General features: G+C 60.3%; 16 protein-coding genes. 9 read left to right on the forward strand and 7 right to left on the reverse strand.

The window, feature by feature from the left end:
• The first annotated feature begins 77 nt into the window (after positions 1-77).
• The 3 genes from PLUT_RS11020 to zwf are packed head-to-tail and all read left to right on the forward strand — an operon-like array spanning position 78 to position 5337.
• Positions 78-2981, forward strand: coding sequence for an ATP-binding protein (locus PLUT_RS11020; RefSeq protein WP_011357068.1), 2904 nt, complete (start codon positions 78-80; stop codon positions 2979-2981).
• Positions 2982-3001: 20 nt separating this feature from the next.
• Positions 3002-3913 (forward strand): phosphogluconate dehydrogenase (NAD(+)-dependent, decarboxylating), encoded by a 912-nt coding sequence (gnd, locus tag PLUT_RS01585; protein WP_011357069.1) that lies wholly within the window; start codon positions 3002-3004, stop codon positions 3911-3913.
• The gene (gene zwf / locus PLUT_RS01590) at positions 3913-5337 is read left to right on the forward strand and encodes a glucose-6-phosphate dehydrogenase (RefSeq protein WP_011357070.1); all 1425 of its coding nucleotides are present in this window, start codon (positions 3913-3915) and stop codon (positions 5335-5337) included. The genes gnd and zwf overlap by 1 nt, the downstream gene beginning before the upstream one ends.
• Here zwf and pgl read toward each other — a convergent pair.
• Positions 5328-6125 (reverse strand): 6-phosphogluconolactonase, encoded by a 798-nt coding sequence (gene pgl, locus PLUT_RS01595; RefSeq protein ID WP_011357071.1) that lies wholly within the window; start codon positions 6123-6125, stop codon positions 5328-5330. The two genes, zwf and pgl, sit on opposite strands and share 10 nt — an antisense overlap.
• A gap of 13 nt (positions 6126-6138) precedes the next feature.
• The gene (tkt, locus tag PLUT_RS01600; protein ID WP_041463982.1) at positions 6139-8157 is read right to left on the reverse strand and encodes a transketolase; all 2019 of its coding nucleotides are present in this window, start codon (positions 8155-8157) and stop codon (positions 6139-6141) included.
• A 155-nt stretch (positions 8158-8312) separates the two neighbouring features.
• Here tkt and PLUT_RS01605 point away from each other — a divergent pair, with 155 nt between their 5' ends.
• The 5 genes from PLUT_RS01605 (at position 8313) to PLUT_RS01625 (ending at position 12489) form a co-directional block, all read left to right on the forward strand.
• Positions 8313-8969 (forward strand): DUF2278 family protein, encoded by a 657-nt coding sequence (locus PLUT_RS01605; RefSeq protein ID WP_011357073.1) that lies wholly within the window; start codon positions 8313-8315, stop codon positions 8967-8969.
• A complete protein-coding gene (locus PLUT_RS01610) occupies positions 8923-9540 on the forward strand; it encodes a hypothetical protein (protein ID WP_081423663.1) in 618 nt (205 codons plus the stop codon). Before PLUT_RS01605 ends, PLUT_RS01610 begins: the two co-directional genes overlap by 47 nt.
• A 93-nt stretch (positions 9541-9633) precedes the next feature.
• Positions 9634-10341: a murein L,D-transpeptidase catalytic domain family protein gene (locus tag PLUT_RS01615; protein WP_011357075.1), complete on the forward strand. Its 708-nt coding sequence runs from the start codon at positions 9634-9636 to the stop codon at positions 10339-10341.
• A 32-nt stretch (positions 10342-10373) separates the two neighbouring features.
• A complete protein-coding gene (locus tag PLUT_RS01620; RefSeq protein WP_011357076.1) occupies positions 10374-12014 on the forward strand; it encodes a L,D-transpeptidase family protein in 1641 nt (546 codons plus the stop codon).
• Positions 12015-12018: 4 nt separating this feature from the next.
• Positions 12019-12489 carry an SRPBCC family protein gene (locus tag PLUT_RS01625; protein ID WP_011357077.1) on the forward strand — a complete coding sequence of 157 codons (471 nt, stop codon included), beginning with the start codon at positions 12019-12021 and terminating at the stop codon, positions 12487-12489.
• Positions 12490-12554: 65 nt separating this feature from the next.
• Here the strand turns inward: PLUT_RS01625 and metH are convergent, their stop codons facing one another.
• On the reverse strand, positions 12555-16232 hold the full coding sequence (metH, locus tag PLUT_RS01630; RefSeq protein ID WP_011357078.1) for a methionine synthase: 3678 nt from the start codon (positions 16230-16232) through the stop codon (positions 12555-12557).
• Between the two features lie 143 nt (positions 16233-16375).
• Here metH and PLUT_RS01635 point away from each other — a divergent pair, with 143 nt between their 5' ends.
• Positions 16376-17233 carry a hypothetical protein gene (locus tag PLUT_RS01635; RefSeq protein ID WP_041463727.1) on the forward strand — a complete coding sequence of 286 codons (858 nt, stop codon included), beginning with the start codon at positions 16376-16378 and terminating at the stop codon, positions 17231-17233.
• Here PLUT_RS01635 and PLUT_RS01640 read toward each other — a convergent pair.
• The 4 genes from PLUT_RS01640 to mgtE are packed head-to-tail and all read right to left on the reverse strand — an operon-like array spanning position 17223 to position 22109.
• Complete coding sequence (locus PLUT_RS01640) at positions 17223-17891, reverse strand: alpha/beta hydrolase (RefSeq protein ID WP_011357080.1); 669 nt, start codon at positions 17889-17891, stop codon at positions 17223-17225. The two genes, PLUT_RS01635 and PLUT_RS01640, sit on opposite strands and share 11 nt — an antisense overlap.
• A 23-nt stretch (positions 17892-17914) precedes the next feature.
• Positions 17915-19018, reverse strand: a complete 1104-nt coding sequence (mnmA, locus tag PLUT_RS01645; RefSeq protein WP_011357081.1) for a tRNA 2-thiouridine(34) synthase MnmA — start codon at positions 19016-19018, stop codon at positions 17915-17917.
• A 4-nt stretch (positions 19019-19022) separates the two neighbouring features.
• A complete protein-coding gene (locus PLUT_RS01650) occupies positions 19023-20702 on the reverse strand; it encodes an electron transfer flavoprotein-ubiquinone oxidoreductase (RefSeq protein ID WP_011357082.1) in 1680 nt (559 codons plus the stop codon).
• Positions 20703-20726: 24 nt separating this feature from the next.
• Complete coding sequence (gene mgtE, locus PLUT_RS01655; RefSeq protein ID WP_011357083.1) at positions 20727-22109, reverse strand: magnesium transporter; 1383 nt, start codon at positions 22107-22109, stop codon at positions 20727-20729.
• Between the last annotated feature and the right edge of the window lie 50 nt (positions 22110-22159).

Consider the following 22159-nt stretch of genomic DNA (forward strand, 5'->3'; position numbering starts at 1 on the left):
CCGCACAATCGCATATATTTCATATATAATATTGCGTACCTAGTTCAATAAAGGCAATTTCCAATTCCCTCCCCCTCATGGCTACAGGCAGGCCGTCATACAGCGACCTTGAGCGTCGGATAGAAGAGCTTGAGCGCCATGCCGTGGAAAGCCGCATTTTCGAGCAGGTTTCGCTTGACCGTCAGGCGCTCCTCCGCGACCAGAACATCAAGCTGGTCAGAAAATCGATTGAGCTTTCCGATGTCAAACGGCAGCTGGAGCAGAAGAACCGCGAACTCGAGTTCTCCCGCAGCCAGGTCGAGGAGGCCATGGATTCGCTCCGCCGGAATGAAAACATCCTGAACTCCATCCTCGCCAACAGCCCCGGCACCATCGTTTCTGTCGACAGCGCTCACAGCATCATCTACATGAACCGGCCTGTGCCGGGCTTCGATGCCGCTTTTCATGTGGGCGATTCGCTGTACAACCACCTGCAGGGTCCGGGACAGGATGTTTTCCGCATGACGGTTGACCGGGTGTTCGCATCCGAACGGCCCCCCTCGATCGAATCCGAGTTTACCCTGCCGGACGGCGGAACGGCTGAGGTAGAGTGCCGGTTCGGACCCTGCCTCCAGGGCGGCGAGGTTGCGTCCGTGGTCGTCATCATGTCGGATATTTCGCCGCGCAAGCGTATGGAGCGCGACCTGCAGCGCTCGATTGGTGATCTTGAGCGCTTCAACAGGATCATGGTCGGCCGCGAAATGCATGCCATAGAGCTGCAGAAGGAACTTGACATGCTGAGCGGCAGGGCTGTCGCCCACTCATGCGACGGTGTGTCAGATGATGCCGGGTCCCCGCTCTCTGCGGTGGGCGCGGATGAGGACACGGGACCGGACCGGAACCTCCAGCGCACCGTGCTGTTGAACCTCATCGACGAAGCCAACCAGACCCGGAATGAACTGCTTGAAGCCAACCGGCGGCTTGAGGAGTCGGTGCTCCGCACCCAGCTCATGGCCGAGGAGGCACGTGAGGCGAATGCCGCCAAGGGGCAGTTCCTCGCCAACATGAGCCATGAGATCCGGACCCCTATGAATGGAGTCATCGGCATGGCTGACCTCCTGCTTGAAACCGATCTCGATCAGGAGCAGCAGAAGTATGTGCAGACCATCATTTCAAGCGGCCGGAACCTTCTGAAGATCATCAATGACATTCTGGACTTTTCCAAGATTGAGGCTGGTCGCCTGGAATTGGAGCATGAGGAGTTTGAACTCGCTGAACTGCTTGAAGAGCTCGGCTGTATGCTGGGCCCCGAAGCGCAGGCCGCCGGGCTTGAGCTGACCCTCAGCATAGCTCCCGATGGTCCCACCAGGTTGAAGGGCGATCCGCAGCGTCTCCGTCAGGTGCTCGTGAATCTGCTCGGCAACGCCGTGAAGTTCACCCACGAGGGCGGGGAGGTGATCCTGGAATCGACGGTGCAGAAGGAGACTGAGCTGTACGCCGTGGTCCGCTTCTCGGTCCGGGACAGCGGTATCGGCATCCCGCAGGATAGGATCGATTCGATTTTCGAGCCCTTTTCACAGGTGGACGGTTCCTCGGTCCGTCGCTACGGAGGCACCGGACTCGGCCTTTCCATATCAAATCATCTGGTGGGCCGGATGGGCGGCCGGATCAATGTGCAGAGCACGCTGGACGAAGGCTCGACCTTCTGGTTCGACATCATCCTTGAAAAGCAGCCGGAGCAGCTCTCCTCCTCTCCGCCTGTTTTCACGGGGGCGTCGCCTATCATTCTCGTCGCATGGTCGATGGTCCTTGGCAATGCACTTTCAGCCTTCATAGAGTCCCGCGGACACCGGTGCCTCCGGCCGGCCGGTCCGGAGGATGTGCCCGGGGTGCTTGTCGGCTTCGCATCCGGACCGATGCCGATGCTTCTGCTGGACATGCGTTGTTTCGGCCCCGATGCGGAAGGGTTCAGGGATTTCGTGCCGGTACTTGCGGCTTATGAAGGCCTGCATGTAGTGCTTCTCGTTCCGATGGGGTGCAAAGAAGAGATGAAAACACTTGCCGGAGGGCTTTCCGCCATTTTTCTGGAGAAGCCGGTCCGCCGGGCTGATCTTGCCGGGATCCTCAAGGACCATGTCCGGGAGGAGGGCGACGGCGGCATTGGGAAGGCGGATCAGAAGGCAGCCCGTTCAGGCGCCTCACAGCCCCCTTCTGCCGCATCGCCTCTCAACGTTCTTGTCGTTGAGGACAGTATGGTCAACCGCAATGTCGCGGTGTCCATGCTCAAGAAACTAGGGTATTCGCCGGACGTGGCTGTCTGCGGAACGGCCGCCCTTGAAGCCATGCGGCGCAAGGCATACGATCTTGTGTTCATGGACTGCCAGATGCCGGAGATGGACGGCTATGAGGCGACGCGCCATATCCGGGAAGATGAGGACCTGAAAGGCTCAAGGAGTGTGCCTGTGGTGGCGATGACTGCCAATGCAATGAAGGGGGACCGGGAAAAATGCATCAATGCGGGCATGGACGATTACATTGCCAAGCCGCTTCGCAAGTCCGATTTCAAGACGATCATGGATCGCTACTTTCCCGGCATGGACCGCTCTCTTTCCGAAGATGGCCGGGAGCAGCCTCTGCCGGCCAGGCAGCCGACTGCCGACAGCGTGTTCATGGTCGAGGACGTGCTGCAGCGGCTGCAGCAGGACCGGGAGATCATCCGCATCATCCTCAGTCAGTTCATCTCCACTGCCGAAGCGGAACTGGCAGCGATCGCCGATGCGGCAGCGCGCAACGACATGTCCCGTTTCCGCCTCCTCCTGCATACCATGAAAGGCGCAGCGGCGACGGTTGGCGCTGTTGAGCTGAGCCGGAATGCTGCCGAACTCGAGGCGGCCGAGCGATCGAAGGACCTCAAGACATTCGGGCGGCTGCTCGGGAATTTAAACGGGTGCTTCCAGCGTTTCAAGGAAAGGGCTTCGGCCACTGGTTGGTATGATGAGTGAACACTTTACATGACATCTGCATGAAAATCGGTTTCATTGGTCTTGGTAAAATGGGATTCAATATGGCTTCGCAGCTCCTTGAGCGCGGCCATCAGCTGGTCGTTTTCGACCTGCTTCCCTCCGCCATGGTGCGCATCGCAGAGGCGGGTGCGGAGGCGGCTGCATCACCCGCCGAACTCTGCGGAAGCCTGCCAACTCCGCGCATCATCTGGATGATGGTACCGGCAGGAGAGCCTGTCGACAGCACCCTCGAGATGCTCGAGCCTTCGCTCGCACCGGGCGACATCCTCATCGACGGCGGCAATTCCCGGTATCTGGATTCAGAGGAACGGGCGCGCCGGCTTGCAATGAAGGGGATTCGTTTCCTTGACGCGGGAACCAGCGGCGGACTTGATGGAGCTCGCCACGGTGCCTGCCTGATGGTGGGCGGTGAGAAATCGGCATATGAGGCCGTCGAGCCGATCCTTAAAGACCTTACGGTTGAGAACGGCTATGGCTACATGGGCCCTTCGGGGTCCGGGCACTTCGTGAAAATGGTGCACAACGGCATCGAGTACGGCATGATGCAGGCGATGGGGGAGGGATTCGGTCTTCTGGAAGCGAGCCGTTACGGGCTGGATCTCGAGGATGTGGCACGGGTATGGTCGCATGGATCGGTAATCCGCGGCTGGCTGATGGAGCTTGCCTGTGACGCATTTTCCAGGGACGGGTCGCTCAGTTACCTTGAGGGCAAGGTCGCAGATTCGGGGGAGGGTCGCTGGACGGTAGAGTCAGCTCTGCAGCATGAGGTGTCCATTCCTGTCATTGCGGCCTCGCTTTTCAGCCGGTACCGTTCCCGCAGCGACAACACGTTCTCAGACCGCGTTGTTGCTGCACTCCGACATGAATTCGGCGGGCACTCCTTCACCCCGCCACCTGCCGCCGAGCTGTAATGGACAATTTCACCATAGTGATTTTCGGCGCAACCGGCGATTTGGCCCATAGAAAGCTGTTTCCCTCGGTCTTTGATCTTGCCCTGCACCAGCATCTCCCGGACGAGTACCGGGTGATTGGTTGCGGCCGCAGGTCGTTTTCCCACCAGGAGTTTCGCGACATGGTGCTTCGTTCGCTTCAGGACGCATCGGGAAACGCCGGTTTCGATGACGGGGTTCTCAATGCCTTTCTCCGCCGTCTGTTCTATGTCCGTCTCGATATAGCCGAAAGCGAGGGTTATCACCGACTCTACCGGGAAATCATGGACGCCGCCGGTGAGAGTGGCGTATGTACACATCTCCTCTACTATCTTGCCGTTTCACCCGGCCTCCTGCCTGTCATCGTCGGGAACCTTTCGGTTGCCGGCCTCGGGGGCAAGGACCTGCCCTGCACCGGATGGAGGAAAATCATTGTCGAAAAGCCCTTCGGCAGCGACCTTCAAAGTGCCCGCCGCATGAACGCCGCTGTCGGCGAGGTGTTCAATGAAGACCAGATATTCCGGATTGATCACTATCTTGGCAAGGAGACGGTGCAGAACATCCTGGTGTTCCGGTTCTCCAACGGCATTTTCGAGCCGCTCTGGAACCGCCACTACATCGCCAGCGTCAGCATCACCATTGCAGAGGATTTCGGCATCCGCGGGCGTGGCGCGTTTTATGAGGAGGTCGGCCTCCTTCGCGACATCATCCAGAACCATGCACTGCAGCTGCTGGCATCCGTTGCCATGGAGCCGCCCGTCGACCTCCAGGCCGACTCGGTTCGCGATGAGAAGAGCAAGGTTCTGCGCTCGATCCGCCGCCACACTCCTGCAGACGCCGGCAGTGCCGTCGTGCTCGGTCAGTATGAGGGGTACCGGAACGAAAAAGACGTCGACCCGCATTCCACCGTTGAAACTTTCGCCGCAATCAGGTTTTTTGTCGACAACTGGCGGTGGCAGGGTGTGCCGTTTTATGTGAAGGCGGGCAAGAACCTGTCGGAAACGCGCACCCAGATCGTCATCACCTTCAAGTGCCCCCCCCAGAACTTTTTCGGCCCCGCCGATAGCTGCAGCTACACGGCCAATCAGGTCATCATGACCATTCAGCCGGAGGAGACGATCGCCCTGCGGTTCGGCACCAAGCGGCCGGGCGAGGCGGTGGTGACCGATCCTGTCTACATGAAGTTCGATTACCGCAATGCGTTTCCGGGCGAGGGGCTTACCGCCTACCACCGGCTGCTGCTTGATGCCATTGCCGGTGACCGGTTGAATTTCATCCGCCAGGACAGCGTGGAGCATGCCTGGGAGGTGGTCGACGCCATCCGCCATTCGGTTGACGGAACCCCGCCTGCGCCCTATCCTGTCCATTCAGATGGCCCTGCCGATGCGTCCCTGATTTATGGCTGAGCCTTAAACCAGAGGGTTCTGCCTTGTACTGGACGGACCCTCGAAGCCGGCAGCTCAGGCCGTTGTCCGCTGATGATCGACGTTGCAAGTGACGCCCGCTCGACTGACGGTACGAAAAAAAGCACCGTCCGGGCATGGTTCAGCACCGGGAGCGTGAAGGTCAGGCGCGGGACCCGAGGCTCCAGGTCGGGAGCCTGGACTGCAATGACCCAGCGGCTCTTTTCTTCGAGCGCTCCCGTATTGCCCGGAAAGAGCGAGGCGGTGTGACCGTCCGGCCCCAGTCCGAGGAGCACCAGGTCGAACATCGGGAACCCCTCACGGAGTGCACCCCCGGAGCCTGCCGGAGACTGTCTGATCAGTGATTCATATGCCGCCGCCGCTGTATCCGGCACCTTTTCCCCCTCCATCCTGTACACCCTAAGTCCGCCGGCTTCCATCCCGTGGAAAAGGGATTCCTCTGCCATCCGGTAATTGCTTCGGGGGTCGCCGGGCGGCAGGGAGCGCTCATCGCCCCAGAAAAAGAGGCACTCATTCCACGGCATGCCTATGGTTCCGTCCCCTTGGACTCCGTCTTTTGGGGGCTCAAGGTCGTGGCGAAGGAAGCGGCTGGCATGAAGGCCCGTTCTCAGGAGGCGGTAGAGCGCTCGCGGGGAATTTCCGCCGGACAGCGCCATGGCAAAGAAGCCCTGCCCGCTGACACTTCGCCATGCTTCAAGAATGATGATGGCTGCGGCGTGTTCGGCCAGCTCCTCCGGAGTGCCGGTAAAAATCTCTGTTGATTTGTCCATAGGGGACAGGTGTTCATGTTTTGTTTTTCCTGAGCTCGCGGACCGTTTCGGCGATATGGCTGGCAGTGAAGCCCAGTGCCTCCATAACAGCTCCGCCCGGTCCGGACGCTCCGAACCGGTCGATGGCGATGATGCATCCCGACGGACCGCTGAAGCGGTCCCATCCGAACGGTGAGGCAGCCTCGACGACGACACGGGTGGTTACCCTCGGAGGCAGCACCCGGTGCTGCCACGCTTCCGGCTGGAGGAGGAACAGTTCGCGTGAAGGCATGGAGACCACCCTTGCCGCGATGCCCTCTTTCTCCAGCATCACCTTCGCCTGAAGGGAGATGTGGACTTCCGAGCCTGTGGCTATGATGATGGCCGCATCTTCCGGCGCCGGTGCGCCACTCCAGTCAGAGAGGATGTAGCCTCCCTTTGCCACTTCCTCCATGCAGCTGTCGTTTTCCCTGTCAAGCACGGGGAGCTTCTGGCGGGTGAGGACAAGGGCGACGGGACCCTTGAGGCCGAGTGCCAGAGCCCATGCCGCTTTCGTCTCGTTGGCGTCCGCCGGCCGGATGATGGTGAGGTTCGGCATGGCCCTGAGCATGGCAAGCTGTTCGACCGGCTGGTGCGTCGGTCCGTCCTCTCCGAGGCCTATGCTGTCATGGGTGAAGATGAATACCACGGGGAGCCGCATGAGAGCAGAGAGACGGATCGCCGGTTTCATGTAATCGGAGAAGATGAGGAATGTCGCGCCGTAGGGACGGAGGATTCCTGAGAGCGCGATGCCGTTGAGGATGGCTCCCATGGAGTGTTCCCGGACTCCGAAATGGATGGTGGCCCCTCCGGGATTTTCGGCTGTGAAGCTCGCTGCTCCCTTGAGGAATGTGCCGCAGGAGGAGCCGAGATCAGCCGAACCGCCGATGAGGAAAGGAATGGTTTCCGCCATGGCTTCCAGGCAGGCCTGCGACGCCTGGCGGGTTGCCCTCTCCTGCGGGGGAGTGAATGAGGGAAGTGCGTCCTCCCACTCTTCAGGGAGCCTGCCCTCCAGCCGATCCCGGAGGCTTTGGGCTATTTCGGGGAAGCGGAGGGCATAGTGGCCGAACATGCTGTTCCATGTTGCTTCGAGGACTTCGCCCTGCTCCCGAACGGGGCGGAAGTGTTCCCGGACTTCGGGGGCGACGTGGAACCGCGCTTCCGGCGGAAAGCCGAAGGCTGCTTTCAGCAGCGCAGTCTCTTCCTTGCCGAGCGGTTCTCCGTGCGCCTTTGCCGTGTCCTGACGGTTGGGACTGCCGTAGCCGATGTGTGTCCGGACCCTGATGAAGCTGGGGCGCCGGCTCTCTTCCCTGGCCAGCATCACCGCATCATGTATGGCTTTGGTGTCGTTGCCGTCCTCAACCTCCTGAACATGCCAGCCATAGGCCCGGTACCGGGACGAGGTGTCTTCGGTGAAGGCGAGGGAAGTCGGGCCCTCTATCGATATTCCGTTGCTGTCGTACAGGCAGATCAGTTTGCCGAGCTGCAGGTGGGCGGCAAGCGAGGCTGCTTCGCTCCCGATGCCCTCCATCATGTCCCCGTCGCTGCAGATGACATAAGTATAGTGGTCGATGAGCTCAATTTCGCCCCGGTTCAGGATGGCTGCGGCATGCCGTTCCGAAATGGCCATGCCGACGGCGGTGGCGATGCCCTGCCCGAGCGGCCCCGTGGTGGTTTCCACTCCCGGGGTCAGTCCGTATTCGGGATGACCGGGCGTGCGGCTTCCAAGCTGTCGGAACTGCTGCAGGTCCTCCATTGTGAGATCGTATCCCGACAGATGGAGCATAGCATAGAGCATTGCGGATGCGTGCCCTGCGGAGAGGACGAACCGGTCCCGGTTAAGCCATGAAGGGTTCCGGGGGTTGTGTCTCATGATGTGTCGGAAGAGCACGAAGAGCATCGGGGCTGCGCCGAGCGGCATGCCGGGGTGGCCGGACTGTGCCCGCTCCACCATGTCGACGGCAAGGATTCTGACGGTGTTGATCGCCAGCTGGTCTGAAGCATCTGGTGCCATGTCGGGTTCCGGCGGTTTTTCCTGTCTCCTCTTCATCGGCAATATACCAACCCATCCGGCCAGCCGAAAGGTTTCATTGAGACGCACCCGGCTTTGCTGGCGGCGGAAGTGTTGCGTACCTTTCTGTACGGGCCCGCCAACGAAAGCACTTGCATATGCCTCTCAACGACGGCTACGGCGTTCTTGCCGGAACGCTCGGCAACTGGTACTGCGACCACTCAAGGGAGGCGGGGCAGTACTATCACTGCAACCTCAGGGTCAGGGCGCGGGGCCGGTATTTCCGCTGCCCGGTCGACCTTGACAGCAAGCACCTTCCTGACGGGCTGGAGTGGCGGGTCGTCGATCCCGTTCCCCCGTTTCCTGTTCAGCTGGAGCGCCTGGCCGACGGGTGGCATGCACTTGAATCCCGCCCCGGGACCGGAGCCATCGACTACTACCGCAGCCCCGAGCTGCGCCCTCCTGCGCCGGATCCCTCTCCGGCCGCATGGATGTCGGGAACCGGTGCCCGGGCATTCAGGGATCTGGAGCCCCTGCTCCTGCAGTGCCGGAGGATCTTTGTGTTCGGCGAGCCGTTCCGTCATGGCAGCGGGGTGCACAACATCCACCAGAACCAGGGTGATCCGCCGCATTCGAGGTGGCGGAGGGAGAACGGCAGCTGGCAGGATGGTGCCATATTCATCCTTCGTCATGATGGTACCTTCGCGGCATTTTTGTGTAAATTCAAGACGCAGAAACTTTTTTCTCCTTCAGAGCAGGACCTTTCTCATGGTGCCAGTGAAAAAAGGGATACTCGACCGGTACGCAAGGACTGACGAGGGACGCGTGGTGATTGACGTTGCCGCACTGCGCGTGGAGGATCTCTATGCGGATTTCGACAAAAAGGCCCCCTATCACCGCAAGGACTTCGATGACAATCTGGTGGAGTACCTTGCGGACTGCGTGCAGGAAATCGGCCGCTCGGATTTCGTCATCCGGTTCGCCTTCGACCAGACGCCGGAAGACGTTCTTCTGGAGGAGGTCCGTTCGGGCATCAACTCCTTTTTCATCTACCTGCGCGCACTGGAGCTGGCGGCCATACGAAAGTTGCTGCAGGTATCCTTCATCCTTCTGTTTTCGGGTCTCTTGATGCTTGTCGCATCCCTCTGGCTACCCGGATATTTCGAGATTCCACCGGAAGGCGCAGCACCCTCGAGAATTCTGGTCGAAGGCATCACGATTGCCGCATGGGTTGCGATATGGGAGGCGCTGGTCCGATTTCTGGTGGACTGGCCCCCTAAAATCCGCCGCGTCCGTCGATTCCGGCGCATTGCCTCCGCACCGGTCATCTTCATCCCTGCAAGGGAGCTGGCGGAAGTTGCCGCCACCATCAGGAGTCGGGGATAGATGTGAATATTATATATATTAAATGTTTATTGTAATGCTTGAGCCCGTTCGGCGTCTACGCCTTCCGGATCTCTTCAATCTAGAGTGATGTGTATGGCCACGATGAGAACGGTCGCGTTCAGCGCCCTGCTTTACATAATTGTCTTGTTTCTTCCTGCACCGGTTCTGGCGGCCGGCACGCCGCCATCGCGTGCAGCCCATATTGCCGCCTTTGCCGCTGCTCCGGCCCTCCGATCCGAGATCAGCCCGAAACTGCTCACGGTCGCGCTTTCCGGGTATTACCGCATGCTTGAGCAGGGGGAAATCCTGCGGGAGGGTGTTATGACCGTGATCGATTTCAACCGTCCGTCTTCTGAAAAAAGACTGTTCGTCATTGACATCCGGAACATGAGCATCATCTATTCCTCCCTTGTGGCACATGGCAGCGGGAGCGGGGGCGCCAAGGCCGCTCGCTTTTCCAATGAACCGGGATCATTTCAGAGCAGTCTGGGCTTTTTCACCACGGGTGATACCTATGCGGGCCGGCATGGCTATTCGCTCCGGCTTGAAGGGCTGGAAGAGGGGGTCAACGACAACGCCGCGATGCGCAGCATCGTCATCCATGGAGCCGACTATGCCACCCGAGGGTTCATCTCGAAGTACGGCCGGCTCGGCCGGAGCCAGGGGTGCCCGGCGCTGCCGCCCGGCAGTTCACGGCCGGTGATCGATCTCATCAAAGGCGGAAGCTGCCTGTTCATCTATCACGACAGTGCGGGGTATGCTGCCTCGGTTCCACTGCCGGATCCCGACCGTCCGTCCTGACGGCGGCACAGTGACCAACCGGAGGGTTGCATATGCTTCTCTTGCTCCTGATCCTCTTCGCATTCAGTCCGGCTCCGCCGGCACTGGAGGCCGCACAGCCTCAGAACGAGGTGCAGCAGGCGGCCATCAGCCGCTGCATCGCAGGACTCCGGGTGGCGCATCCCGCTCCTGATCCTCACCATACCTGCGTCCGCCAGCTATACGACCTCTATGCCCCAAGGGAGTTCCGGCCTCTCTGGACCAAGCGGCGTTTCGTCGATGCCCTGCTTCGAGAAATCGACTCCTCCGCAACGGACGGCCTTGATCCCGATGACTACCACCGCGATGCCGTTTTGCGCCTGAAGCATTCCCCGCCCTCGACTCTGGACGAACGGGTGCAGGCGGAACTTCTTCTTTCTGACGCCTTCCTCACCCTCGCAGCCCATCTCCGGTACGGCAAGGTCGATCCCCTGCGTCTTGATCCGCACTGGAACTTTCCTGGTTCGGGCGTCCGGTCAGCCATCGGTCCCGGGATGCATCGTGAACCCGGCGAGGAGGGGCCCGCAGCCCTCTTGCAGGAGTTCAGGCTCCGTCATCCCAAGTACCGCATGCTCCGCCGCGCCCTTGCCCGTTACCGCGCCATCGCGGCTTCGGGCGGCTGGCCCGTTCTGCCGCCGGGACCCGCCCTCACTCCCGGCATGCAGAGCTCGCGGGTGCCGGCCCTTCGCCGTCGCCTTGCCATCGTCGGCGACCTCGAAAGCACACTCATCAGGGACAGTTCGACCGTTTTTGACCCGGAACTCTCCCTCGCGGTCCGCCGCTTCCAGGAACGCCACGGCATCACAGTCGACGGAGTTCCGGGCCTCGAGACCCGGAGCGCAATGAACGTGCCGGCATCCGTCCGGGTCGAGTGCCTCAAGGTGAACCTTGAGCGCTATCGCTGGTTCCTCAGCGACCTTGATTCAACCTATGTACTGGTCAATATCGCCGGCTTCAGTCTCCAATATGTGGAAGATGGGGAATTCCGCTGGGCCACGAGGGTGATTGTCGGCAGGCCTTACAGGAAAACGCCGGTCTTCAAGGCTGATATGAAGGCAGTCGTGTTCAACCCCCGGTGGGTTGTTCCTCCCACCATCCTCAAGCAGGATGCACTGCCCGCCATCCGGAAAGATCCCGGCTGGCTGAGGGCCAACCACATATCGGTCATCGACCGCAACGGCAGGACGGTGGATCCTATATCGGTGGACTGGTCCGCCCGTTCGGCTGCCACCTTTCCCTACCGGCTGCAGCAGGCCGCCGGGGATGATGGCGCGCTTGGCAGACTCAAGTTCCTGCTTCCGAACCCGTATCTCGTCTACCTGCACGATACTCCGAAAAGAGAGCTTTTCCTGCAAAGTGCAAGGACATTCAGCTCCGGCTGCATCAGGGTGGAAAACCCGCGCCGCCTGGCCCAACTGGTGCTTGCCGACAGCGTGCGGTGGAGTCCGGAGCAAATCGACGCACAGATTGATACCGGCAGAACCCGGACCATAAGCCTCCCGAAACCCGTTCCCGTCCTCATCCTTTACCTTGCCGCGATGGCCGAGGGTGAGCGGGTGCTGTTCCGCAACGACGTATACCGGCGGGACACCGCCGTTCTCCAGGCCCTTCAGGCACCTCTTCCCCACTATAAAACGGAAAGCTGCGGCTTTTGATGCCATGTCATTTACTGTCGAAATCACCGTGCAGCGCGAGTTCCGCACTGCATCGAGCCCGGAAGATGTTTTCCGGCTGCTTGCCGATGTGCCCCGGTCGGCATCCTATTTCCCGCAGGTCCTTCAGCTGGTTGATCTCGGCGACAACGCATACCGGTGGGAGATGGAGAAAATCGGTGTCGGCGACTACACCCTCCAGCAGACCATTTACGCATCCCGGTACACTTCCGACCCGGCGACCCTCAGCGTCTCCTGGACTCCGGTGGAGGGTGTCGGCAACGCTCTTGTGGAAGGGCACTGGACCCTTGCCTCGACAGGCGGCGGTACGGCTGTCGCACTCTACTCCAAAGGGCTCCTCACGGTCGAATTGCCGGGCTTTCTCCAGTTTCTTCTCTCTCCGCTCGTAACGATGGAGTTCGAGGGCCTCATCGACCGCTACATCCGGAACCTGTCGGCAGCCCTCGGCCCTGAATGAAAAGACCGGAGACGGGCTCCGGTCTTTTCAATGATGTTCAGCCGATCGGCCGCTTTGCCTATGATCTAGTAGCTGAGGTTGGGGGCGAGCCACTTCTCGGCATCCTGCAGGCTGAAGCCTTTGCGTCCAGCATAGTCCTCCACCTGGTCCTTCTGGACTTTGCCGAGTACGAAGTAGCGGGCTTCGGGGTTGGCGAAATAGAAGCCGCTTACGGAGGCGGCAGGGTCCATTGCATAGGTTTCGGTGAGGGTGATGCCGGTGTTGGCTTCGGCGTTGAGCAGGGTGAAAAGCCCTGCTTTTTCCGTATGGTCGGGGCATGCGGGGTAGCCGGGTGCGGGGCGGATGCCCTGGTAGTCTTCACCGATGAGCGCTTCCGAGCCGAGGATTTCGGCGGGGGCGTAGCCCCAGAGTTCGCGGCGCACTTTTTCATGCAGCATCTCGGCGAAGGCTTCTGCAAGCCGGTCGGCGAGCGCCTGCAGGAGGATTGCGCTGTAGTCGTCGTGCATACCCCGGTATCGTTCGAGGATGGGTTTGATGCCGAGACCGGTGGTTACGGCAAATCCTCCGATGTGGTCTTTAAGGCCGCTCTCTTTAGGTGCCAGAAAGTCGGCCAGGGCAAGGTTCGGTTCTCCTGCGGGTTTTTCCTGCTGCTGGCGCAGGGTATGGATGGTCGCCAGGACTGCCGTATGCGTTTCATCGGTGTAGACTTCGATGTCGTCTCCCGCACTTGCGGCCGGGAAGAGGCCTGCAACGCCACGGATGCCGAGCAGCTTTTCTTTCTCGATGAGGTCAAGCATGGCGTTGGCGTCCCCGAGGAGCTTTGTGGCTTCAGCCCCGACCTTGGGGTCGGAGAGGATTTCAGGATAACGGCCGTGCAACTCCCAGGTCTGGAAGAACGGAGTCCAGTCGATGTAGGGGCGGAGCGCTCCGGCAGTGACGTTGTCAAGCACCGTTGTTCCGGGCTTTTTCGGCAGAGGGGGGAGCGTTGCGTTCCAGTCCGGACGGAGGCGGTTCCTGCGGGCCTCTTCAACGCTGACGAAGCGCTTGGCCGCGCTTCTTTCGGCATGGCCGAGGCGCATTGCTTCCTGTTCATCCTTCAGTTTGGCCACATATCCCTCTTTCAGCTGCGGGTTGAGCAGGCTGCCGGCGACGGGTACGCTGCGTGAGGCGTCGAGCACCTGGACGACGGGTCCGGAGTAGACCGGAGCGATTTTTACCGCGGTGTGGATTTTCGAGGTGGTGGCTCCGCCGAGGATGAGCGGGATCTTCATGCCGAGCCGCTCCATTTCTTTGGCGACATGCACCATTTCGTCAAGCGACGGGGTGATGAGTCCGCTGAGGCCTATGATGTCGGCTTTTTCGCGCACGGCTGCCTCGAGGATCTTTTCACAGGGCATCATCACCCCGATGTCGATTACCTCGTAGTTGTTGCAGGAGAGAACGACGGAGACGATGTTCTTGCCGATGTCGTGCACGTCGCCCTTGACGGTGGCGAGCAGGATCTTCGCTGCGGCTTTGGTGTCTTTGTTGCGGGCCTTCTCCTCTTCGATGAAGGGGATGAGCCAGGCGACCGAGCGTTTCATGACGCGGGCGCTCTTGACCACCTGCGGAAGAAACATCTTGCCTTCGGCGAAGAGGTCGCCGATGGCGTTCATGCCGTCCATGAGCGGGCCTTCGATAACCTGCAGCGGGCTGGGGTAAAGTTTGCGGGCCTCTTCTGTGTCCTCGTCGATATACTCGACGATGCCTTTGATGAGGGCGTGACGGAGACGTTCGACGACTGGCAGCGAGCGCCACTCTGCGGCTTTTGCCTCTGTTTTTTCTCCACCGTCCCGAATGGTTTCTGCAAAGCTGACGAGACGTTCGGTGGCATCACTGCGCCGGTTGAGGAGCACGTCTTCGACGCGGACCAACAGTTCGGGGTCGATGTCTTCGTAGATGGCGAGCTGGCCGGCATTGACGATGCCCATGTCAAGCCCGGCCTGAATGGCATGGTAAAGGAATGCGGCGTGCATGGCTTCCCGCACCGGCTCGTTTCCACGGAAGGAGAATGAGACGTTGCTGATGCCTCCCGACACTTTTGCGTGCGGGAGGCTCTCCTTGATCCAGCGAACGCTTTCGATGAAGTCGAGGGCGTAGGTGTCGTGTTCTTCGATGCCGGTGGCGACGGTGAGTACGTTGGGGTCGAAAATGATGTCTTCGGGAGGGAAACCGACCTCCTCGGTGAGGATGCGGTAGGCACGCCCGCAGATCTCTTTCCTGCGTTCCAGGCTGTCGGCCTGACCTGCTTCGTCGAAGGCCATGACCACGGTTGCCGCACCGTATTCAAGGATCTTCGCGGCTCTTTGGCGGAAGGGTTCTTCGCCCTCCTTGAGGCTGATGGAGTTGACGATGCTCTTGCCCTGGACGCACTGAAGCCCTTTTTCGATGACCGACCACTTCGAGCTGTCGATCATGACGGGGACCTTGGCGATTTCAGGTTCCGAGGCGATGAGGTTCAGGAACTCCTGCATCACCTTCTCACTGTCAAGCATTCCTTCGTCGACATTGACGTCAATCACCTGTGCGCCGCTTTCAACCTGCTGGCGGGCGATGGAGAGGGCTTCGTCGTAATTGCCCTCACGGATAAGGCGGGCGAACTTTTTCGAGCCGGTGACGTTGGTCCGCTCGCCGACATTGATGAACCCGGTGGTGGAGTTGACCCGGAGTGGTTCAAGGCCGGAGAGCTGGAGCTCATGCGACGCCGTCGGCCGTTTTCTCGGCTGGAGTGCCACTACGGCATCGGCGATGGCCTTGATGTGGCCGGGCGTGGTGCCGCAGCAGCCGCCGACAATGTTGACGAACCCTGATTCAGCAAAGCCGGCAATCTGGTCCGCCATATATTCGGGGGAGTCGTCGTATTCGCCGAACTCGTTCGGCAAACCGGCGTTCGGGTATACGCTGACGAAGCTTTCAGCAACGGTGGAGATCGCCTCGATGAACGGGCGCATCTGTTTGGAGCCGAGCGCACAGTTCAGGCCGACCGAGAGCAAATCCGGCATATGGGCGATCGAGATCCAGAAGGCTTCGGTGGTCTGGCCGGAAAGAGTGCGGCCGCTCTGGTCGACGACGGTTCCGGAGACCATGACGGGGACGCGCTTATTGGTCCGGGTGAAGAATTCTTCTATGGCAAAAAGAGCTGCCTTGCAGTTGAGGGTATCGAAGACGGTTTCGACGAGCAGCACATCCACGCCACCCTCCATCAGCCCTTCGAGCTGCAGGAGGTAGTTGTCCACCACATCGCGGAAGCTTACCGCCCGGTAGCCGGGGTTGTTGACATCGGGAGAGAGCGAAAGGGTCTTGTTTGTCGGGCCGATTGATCCAGCAACGAACCGGGGCTTTGCGGGGTCTTTTGCGGTGTAACTGTCGGCGGCTTTCCGTGCGAGTCTTGATGCTTCGAGGTTGAGTTCCTTGATGAGATCTTCGGTTCCGTAGTCGCCCTGAGAAATAGGATTGGCGTTGAACGTGTTGGTTTCAATGATGTCGGAACCCGCTTCGAGGAAGTCGCAGTGGATCTGGTATATGATGTCGGGACGGGTCAGCACCAGGATGTCGTTGTTGCCGAGGAGCGGGTGGGTGTGACTCTTGAAGCGTTCGCCCCGGTAGTCGTTCTCGGTTAGTTTGTGGCGCTGGATCATGGTGCCCATGGCGCCGTCGAGGACGAGGATGCGCTCTCTGAGGAGCTCTCTGAGTGTTGCCTTCATGCTGTGTGCTGGATCCGGTTTTAAAAAGGGGAATATACGGATAAGTCGGCAATTCCCTGCGCCTGCCTGTGGACTGTGGAGGGTTTTAATGGTATATTGACGGTGGCGGTAACCTCAAGCAACCTGCAAACATGCAACGCCCCATGCGTATACTCACATTCAAGGCCATTGTGCCGATGCTTTTCATCCTGCAGCTGGTGCTGCCTTCTTCCGCCCGGGCGGCACTGCCCCTCGGCGGGTTCAGCTTTGAGGCGGGGCCTCATATGTCCTGGTTTTCTTATGATGAGCCCGGAGTCATGGAAGAGTCCGGACTGCTGTACGGCGTTTCAGGGGCCTGCTCGTACCGGGCCGACAATCTGCCGGCAGGCATAGACATGCTTCGCCTTGAGGCGATGATTGCCAGAGGTGAGGTGGACTACTCCTCTTCTGGTTCGGGGGATTTGAGTGGAATCGATGAGCGGATGTATGAGATCAGGCTGCTTGCCTCCCGGGATATTTTCAAAGGGCTGCGTTCAACCCTGTCCTGGTACACCGGCATCGCCTACCGCAGGCTGGATGACAGCAGCGGAGGGATGGTCACCACGACACAGTACTGCGGCTACGACCGCCACAGCAACTACTGGTACAGCCCCATCGGCATGGAACTGGTTGCCAGACAGGGCGCCGGCTGGTCGATCGGCGGCACGCTTGAGTATGATGCCTTCTGGGGCGGGACGCAGGTGAGCGACTTGACCGATGCCAACAACGCTTCCTATACGTACTCCGATGATCTTGAAAACAGCCAGTCGAGCGGGTACGGTTGGCGCGCGGCACTGATGTTCCGTCAGGAGGTCGGCTTCGGCGCCATGTCGTTCGGTCCGTATTTTCGGTACTGGAACATCGACCGCTCCGACGTTGATACCATTGTCATCACCGAGAACGGCGTCCAACGGGTCACAGGGTTCGTGGAGCCCGACAACAATTCTTCCGAGTACGGGATGGCGGTCTCTATCAGCTTTTAGCCGTCGTCCGCTTCTCGATCCATGAGCGTATGGCGGCGACCCCTTCACCCGATATCTGGTGTGCCACCGGGTATTCGTGGTAGCTGATGTCGTCGACCCGGTCTTTGAGCCAGTGCTCGGATGCACGTCCTTTTTCGATAGGCAGCACGTCGTCATAGATGCCGTGCATCACAAGAAAGGGCAGTGCTCTCAGCCCCTCCGGGCCGCCGCCTTCCGGCATGCTTGATTCCGGAAGCTGCCCCGAGAGGGCGATCACTCCGTGCAGCAGGTCGGGCCGGGTGAAGGCTGTCAAGTAGCTCATCACCGCTCCCTGGCTGAACCCCATCAAAAACACCTTTCCTCCAGCCGGACTGAACGTCTCGATCAGCTCCCCGGTGAATGCAATGAACCGGTCCAGCGCGAGCGCTGCGGCTGCGTAGTCCACCGTGATGCCGGTCGGCGTGAACTCAATCGGGAACCAGCCGAACATTTCCATGTCGAGCATCACCGGCGCCCTCGGGCTGACATAGCGGCACGTTGCCGGGAGATCCGGGGCAAGCTGGATAAGGTCTTTTTCGTTGCTGCCGTAGCCGTGCAGCATGATGACGAGAGGGGCTGGTTCAGGGCCTCTGGGGTCAAGTTCGAGGGTGGTGAGTGAACGGTGCTGTCGCTTGAGCATGGCGATTGAAGGTCGTGTTGCGGTTATGGGTGTGGTTCCATGGGCAGGGCGCCCTCTATGATGCCGCCGCCGAGCACTTCCTCGCCGCGGTAGAAGACGGCTGCCTGACCGGGGGTGAGGGCGCTTTTTGGTTCCTTGAACATTATTCTGGCTGTGACTCCGGTCGGGCCGGGCCCCAGTGGAATGATGGTGCAGGGGGAGGCGTGGTCCCGGTATCTTATCTTTGCTGTGGCTTCCATCGGGGCAAAGGGCGGATCGATCCCTATCCAGTTGAGGTGAGAAACTTCGACCGACGTTGAAAAGAGTGCGCTTTTCGGACCGGTGTGGACGAGGTTGCCGATGGGGTCGATGGCCGTCACGTAAAGCGGCTCCCCGGTCGCTGTGCCGAGCCCCCTCCGCTGGCCGATGGTGTAGAACGGGTAGCCTTTGTGGTGGCCGATGACCTGCCCGGAAGGATCGAGGATTTCCCCGCCCTCAACCCGCCGGTGGAGTCCGGGCACGGCGCTTTCCAGATAGCTGCCGTAGTCGTCGTCAGGCACGAAGCAGATCTCCTGGCTCTCTTTTTTTTCTGCAGCGGTGAGGCCGAAGGAACGGGCCAGATCGCGGACTTCAGGCTTCGTAAGGCCTCCGAGCGGCAGGATTGTCCGTGAAAGCTCTTCCTGTGCGAGCATCCAGAGGAAGTAGCTCTGGTCTTTCTTCCGGTCAAGGCCGGCAAAGAGCCTGTGACGGCCATCGATGAACGCGGTGCGGGCGTAATGGCCTGTGGCGACCATGTCCGCACCGAGCTGGGCGGCTCCTTCCAGAAGGCCTCTCCACTTGATGGTTTTGTTGCAGACCATGCAGGGGTTCGGGGTCCTTGCTGCAAGGTACTCCTCCTTGAAATAATCCATCACTTCGTTCCGGAATCTGGCCGCGAGGTTGAGGGTAAAGACGGGGATATGGAACTCCTCCCTGCTGGAGATCGTCATCGGCGATGGTTCGAGAACAGTTGATCCGTCACCTTCCTGCAGCACCTTGAGGTGCAGCCCCAGGACCTCATATCCCTCACGGACGAGCATGCAGGCCGCGACCGAGGAGTCCACGCCACCGGAGAGGCCGACAATGACTTTTTTCTTCTTTCGTTCCATAGCTTCAGCTGATTTTGTAGCCGGGCCCGCCACCGCCTTCGGGAGGTGTCCAGGTGATTATCCCGTATGGGTCCGCTGCTTCGCAGGTCTTGCAGTGCAGGCAGTTGGATGCGTTGATCCGTAGTGCGCCTCCCCCATCGGTGAGCTCATAGACGCCGGCGGGACAGAACCGGGTGCAGGGGTTGCCGTACTCGCGGCGGCAGCGATCGAGGCAGATGGCAGCCATGTCTTCGGAGGATATCCTGAGGTGGCATGGCTGGTTTTCCTCGTGCACGGTACCTGAACGGTAGATGGCATCGGCTTTGGTGAAGGTGAGTGTACCGTCTGGACGGTGCGCCTGCTCCGCCTTCTCGAGGGCGGCCATCTCTTTCCTCGATTCCAGCGCGGGATCGGATGTTTTTGTTGTGCTTTCAGCCTTGCCTGCAGCAAGCCCCGCTCCGGGGAATTTCAGACTGATGCCGGTCTGCAGGAGGCCGTGGTAGATGCCTCGATCGAAGGCCTGGCGGTAGCTGCGGGCAAGAGCGAGTTCGTCGTGGGCCCAGGATGTGCGGAACTGCTTCTCGTATCCGGCGAGTCGACCGGCCGAAAAGTCGTCCTGGCAGAGTGCTTCAAAGAGGGTTTCTGCTGCCAGCATGCCGGACTTCATGGCGAGGTGGATCCCCTTCAGGCGTCGCATGTCGAGCATGCCGGCAGATTCGCCGACGAGGAGAAACCCCTCTCCGGATATCCTGCCCATGGCATCGTACCCGCCGGAGGTGATGGTCCTCGCCCCCGCCTCCAGGATGGTGCCTCCCTCCAGGAGGCTCCGGACAAACGGGTGCTCCTTGAACCGCTGCAGGTTCAGGTGGGGATCGGCGGCCGGGGCATGCCGTTCGACAGAGGTGACGAACCCGACCGAAAGTTCAGTATCGGAGAGGGCATAGATCCATCCGCCGCCGTAACGGCTGGACGGAAGGGGGTAGCCGAAGGTGTGACGCACCGTTCCCGCGCTTATTCTGCCGGAAGGGATCCGCCAGCACTCCTTCATTCCGGTCTCCTGGTTGCGGGCGGCACCCGGCGGGTGGAGGTTGAATATCCGGTCCAGTTCTGCCGTGAGAGATCCGCCGGCACCTTCGCCGATCACCGTTGCCCGGGCTTTGAGGACAAGGCCCGGCTCGTATGCGGGTCCGGGGGTTCCATTCTTATCGACACCCTTGTCGTCCGTCAACACCCCTATAAGGCGCCCATCTTCAACCACGGTGCCGACTGCCGCCGTGCCCTCAAACAGGTCGATGCCCTCTTTCTCCGCCAGTTCGGCCATCCACGCCCCGACACGGGAAAGCGAGCAGAGGGTGTTGCCCCGGTTGCTGAACGCCTCGGGGATGCTCGGGAACCTTAGTTTCCGGTTTTTCGTGAGGTACCAGATGCCCTCTTCGGAAACGGCCGGCCCCGAAGGGAAGCCGCGTTCCAGGTAATCCGGCATGAACTCCCTGAGCGCCCTTGGGTCGAGGATAGCTCCTGACAGGAGGTGAGCTCCCGGGTAACGCCCCTTGTCGATGACGGCAATCGATGGCTCGAGCGGGTCAGGAGCCATTGCATTGTGATGTCGGAGCAGGCGGCGAAGGTGGATTGCCGCAGTAAGGTTTGCCGGCCCGGCGCCGATGAAAAGGATGTCGAATTCGACTGTTTCAGGTTCGGTGTTCACGGGCGGAAGGGTTATGGAAGAGACTCAGAGGAGGATGCCTCCGAGGAGCAGCGATGCCACGCTGAAGTAGATGACGATGCCGGTCACGTCGACCAGAGTGGCGACGAACGGCGCAGAGGAGGTCGCCGGGTCGAGACCCCAGTGCTGCAGGAGCAGCGGAAGCATGGAGCCTGCAAGCGTGCCGAAGAGGACGATGCCGACGAGCGAGATGCCGACGGTAAGCGACATGTATACCCACTGCATGGTCAGCTGGCCGAAGACCATGGCCCATACGATGACCCGGAACACTCCGATGAGGCCGAGCAGGCCTCCGAGCGCCATGCCGGAAATGATTTCGCGGCGCATCACGTTCCACCAGTCCCGGATGGTGATTTCGCCGAGCGCAAGGGAGCGGATGATCAGCGTTGCCGCCTGAGAGCCGGAGTTGCCGCCGCTGGAGATGATGAGCGGAATGAAGGTGGCAAGGACAATGGCTTTGGCCAGTTCCTCCTCGAAGAATGCCATTGCCGAAGCGGTAAGCATTTCACCGATGAAGAGGACGACGAGCCAGACCGCCCGCTTTTTGATGAGCTGCGGAATGGGCAGGTCGATGTAGGGCTCTTCGAGGGCTTCGATACCGCCGAACTTCTGGATGTCTTCGGTCTCCTCCTCTTCTGCGACGTCGAGCATGTCGTCGACCGTCACGATGCCGATAAGGTAGCCGTTCGAGTCGACGACCGGAAGGGCGACGGTATCGTACTTCTTGAAGGCGTCGAGTGCGTCCTTCTGGTCCTGGGTTGCCGTCAAGGTGACGATCTTGTCTTCGGAGACAATGTCGCGGATCTTTTTCTCCGGGCTCGAGAGCAGGAGTTCACGGGCCATCAGTTCGCCCTTGAGCTTGCCGTGGTCGTCGACGACGTAGATGACGTTGAGGGTTTCGCTCTCGTGGCCGTAGGTCCGGATGTATTCGAGGACCTGGTTGATGTTCCAGTCCTTCTTGACGGAGAGGTAGTCAGGCGACATGAGCCTGCCGACGCTGTCTTCGGCGTAGGCAAGCAGGGTCTTTGCGATCTTGAACTCTTTGAAGGAGAGCAGGCGGAGCAGCTCCTGCGTCACGTTGCCGGGCAGTTCCTCGAGCAGTGCCGTACGGTCATCGGCCGACATGCTGTTGAGGATGTGGGTTACATCCTTCTGGGTGAGGGCTTCGAGGAGGTTCTGCTGGGAGTCGAGATCGAGGTATTCGAATGTCTCGGTGGCAACGTCCTTTGGGAGCAGGCGGAAGAGTATGGCCTGTTCGTTTTCGGGCAGGTCGCTGATGAGCTCGGCAAGATCGACCGGCAGCCAGTCATTGAATATCCGCTGCAGGGCGCTGAAGTTTCTGCGCTCGATCAGTTCCCTGATTTCTGGAAGGAGTGGGGTGCCGAGCATTCCGGAAGTCGTTTAGGGTGGATCATGCCTTGCCAGCCGTCCCCTAATAA

The sequence above is a fragment of the Pelodictyon luteolum DSM 273 genome, from assembly GCF_000012485.1.
Taxonomy (GTDB): domain Bacteria; phylum Bacteroidota; class Chlorobiia; order Chlorobiales; family Chlorobiaceae; genus Chlorobium; species Chlorobium luteolum.

Coding starts and splice junctions, on each gene's coding strand:
- PLUT_RS11020 (WP_011357068.1), top strand. CDS start 78: ATGGCTACAGGCAGGCCGTCATACAGCGACCTTGAGCGTCGGATAGAA.
- gnd (WP_011357069.1), top strand. CDS start 3,002: ATGAAAATCGGTTTCATTGGTCTTGGTAAAATGGGATTCAATATGGCT.
- zwf (WP_011357070.1), top strand. CDS start 3,913: ATGGACAATTTCACCATAGTGATTTTCGGCGCAACCGGCGATTTGGCC.
- pgl (WP_011357071.1), bottom strand. CDS start 6,125: ATGGACAAATCAACAGAGATTTTTACCGGCACTCCGGAGGAGCTGGCC.
- tkt (WP_041463982.1), bottom strand. CDS start 8,157: ATGGCACCAGATGCTTCAGACCAGCTGGCGATCAACACCGTCAGAATC.
- PLUT_RS01605 (WP_011357073.1), top strand. CDS start 8,313: ATGCCTCTCAACGACGGCTACGGCGTTCTTGCCGGAACGCTCGGCAAC.
- PLUT_RS01610 (WP_081423663.1), top strand. CDS start 8,923: ATGGTGCCAGTGAAAAAAGGGATACTCGACCGGTACGCAAGGACTGAC.
- PLUT_RS01615 (WP_011357075.1), top strand. CDS start 9,634: ATGGCCACGATGAGAACGGTCGCGTTCAGCGCCCTGCTTTACATAATT.
- PLUT_RS01620 (WP_011357076.1), top strand. CDS start 10,374: ATGCTTCTCTTGCTCCTGATCCTCTTCGCATTCAGTCCGGCTCCGCCG.
- PLUT_RS01625 (WP_011357077.1), top strand. CDS start 12,019: ATGTCATTTACTGTCGAAATCACCGTGCAGCGCGAGTTCCGCACTGCA.
- metH (WP_011357078.1), bottom strand. CDS start 16,232: ATGAAGGCAACACTCAGAGAGCTCCTCAGAGAGCGCATCCTCGTCCTC.
- PLUT_RS01635 (WP_041463727.1), top strand. CDS start 16,376: ATGCGTATACTCACATTCAAGGCCATTGTGCCGATGCTTTTCATCCTG.
- PLUT_RS01640 (WP_011357080.1), bottom strand. CDS start 17,891: ATGCTCAAGCGACAGCACCGTTCACTCACCACCCTCGAACTTGACCCC.
- mnmA (WP_011357081.1), bottom strand. CDS start 19,018: ATGGAACGAAAGAAGAAAAAAGTCATTGTCGGCCTCTCCGGTGGCGTG.
- mgtE (WP_011357083.1), bottom strand. CDS start 22,109: ATGCTCGGCACCCCACTCCTTCCAGAAATCAGGGAACTGATCGAGCGC.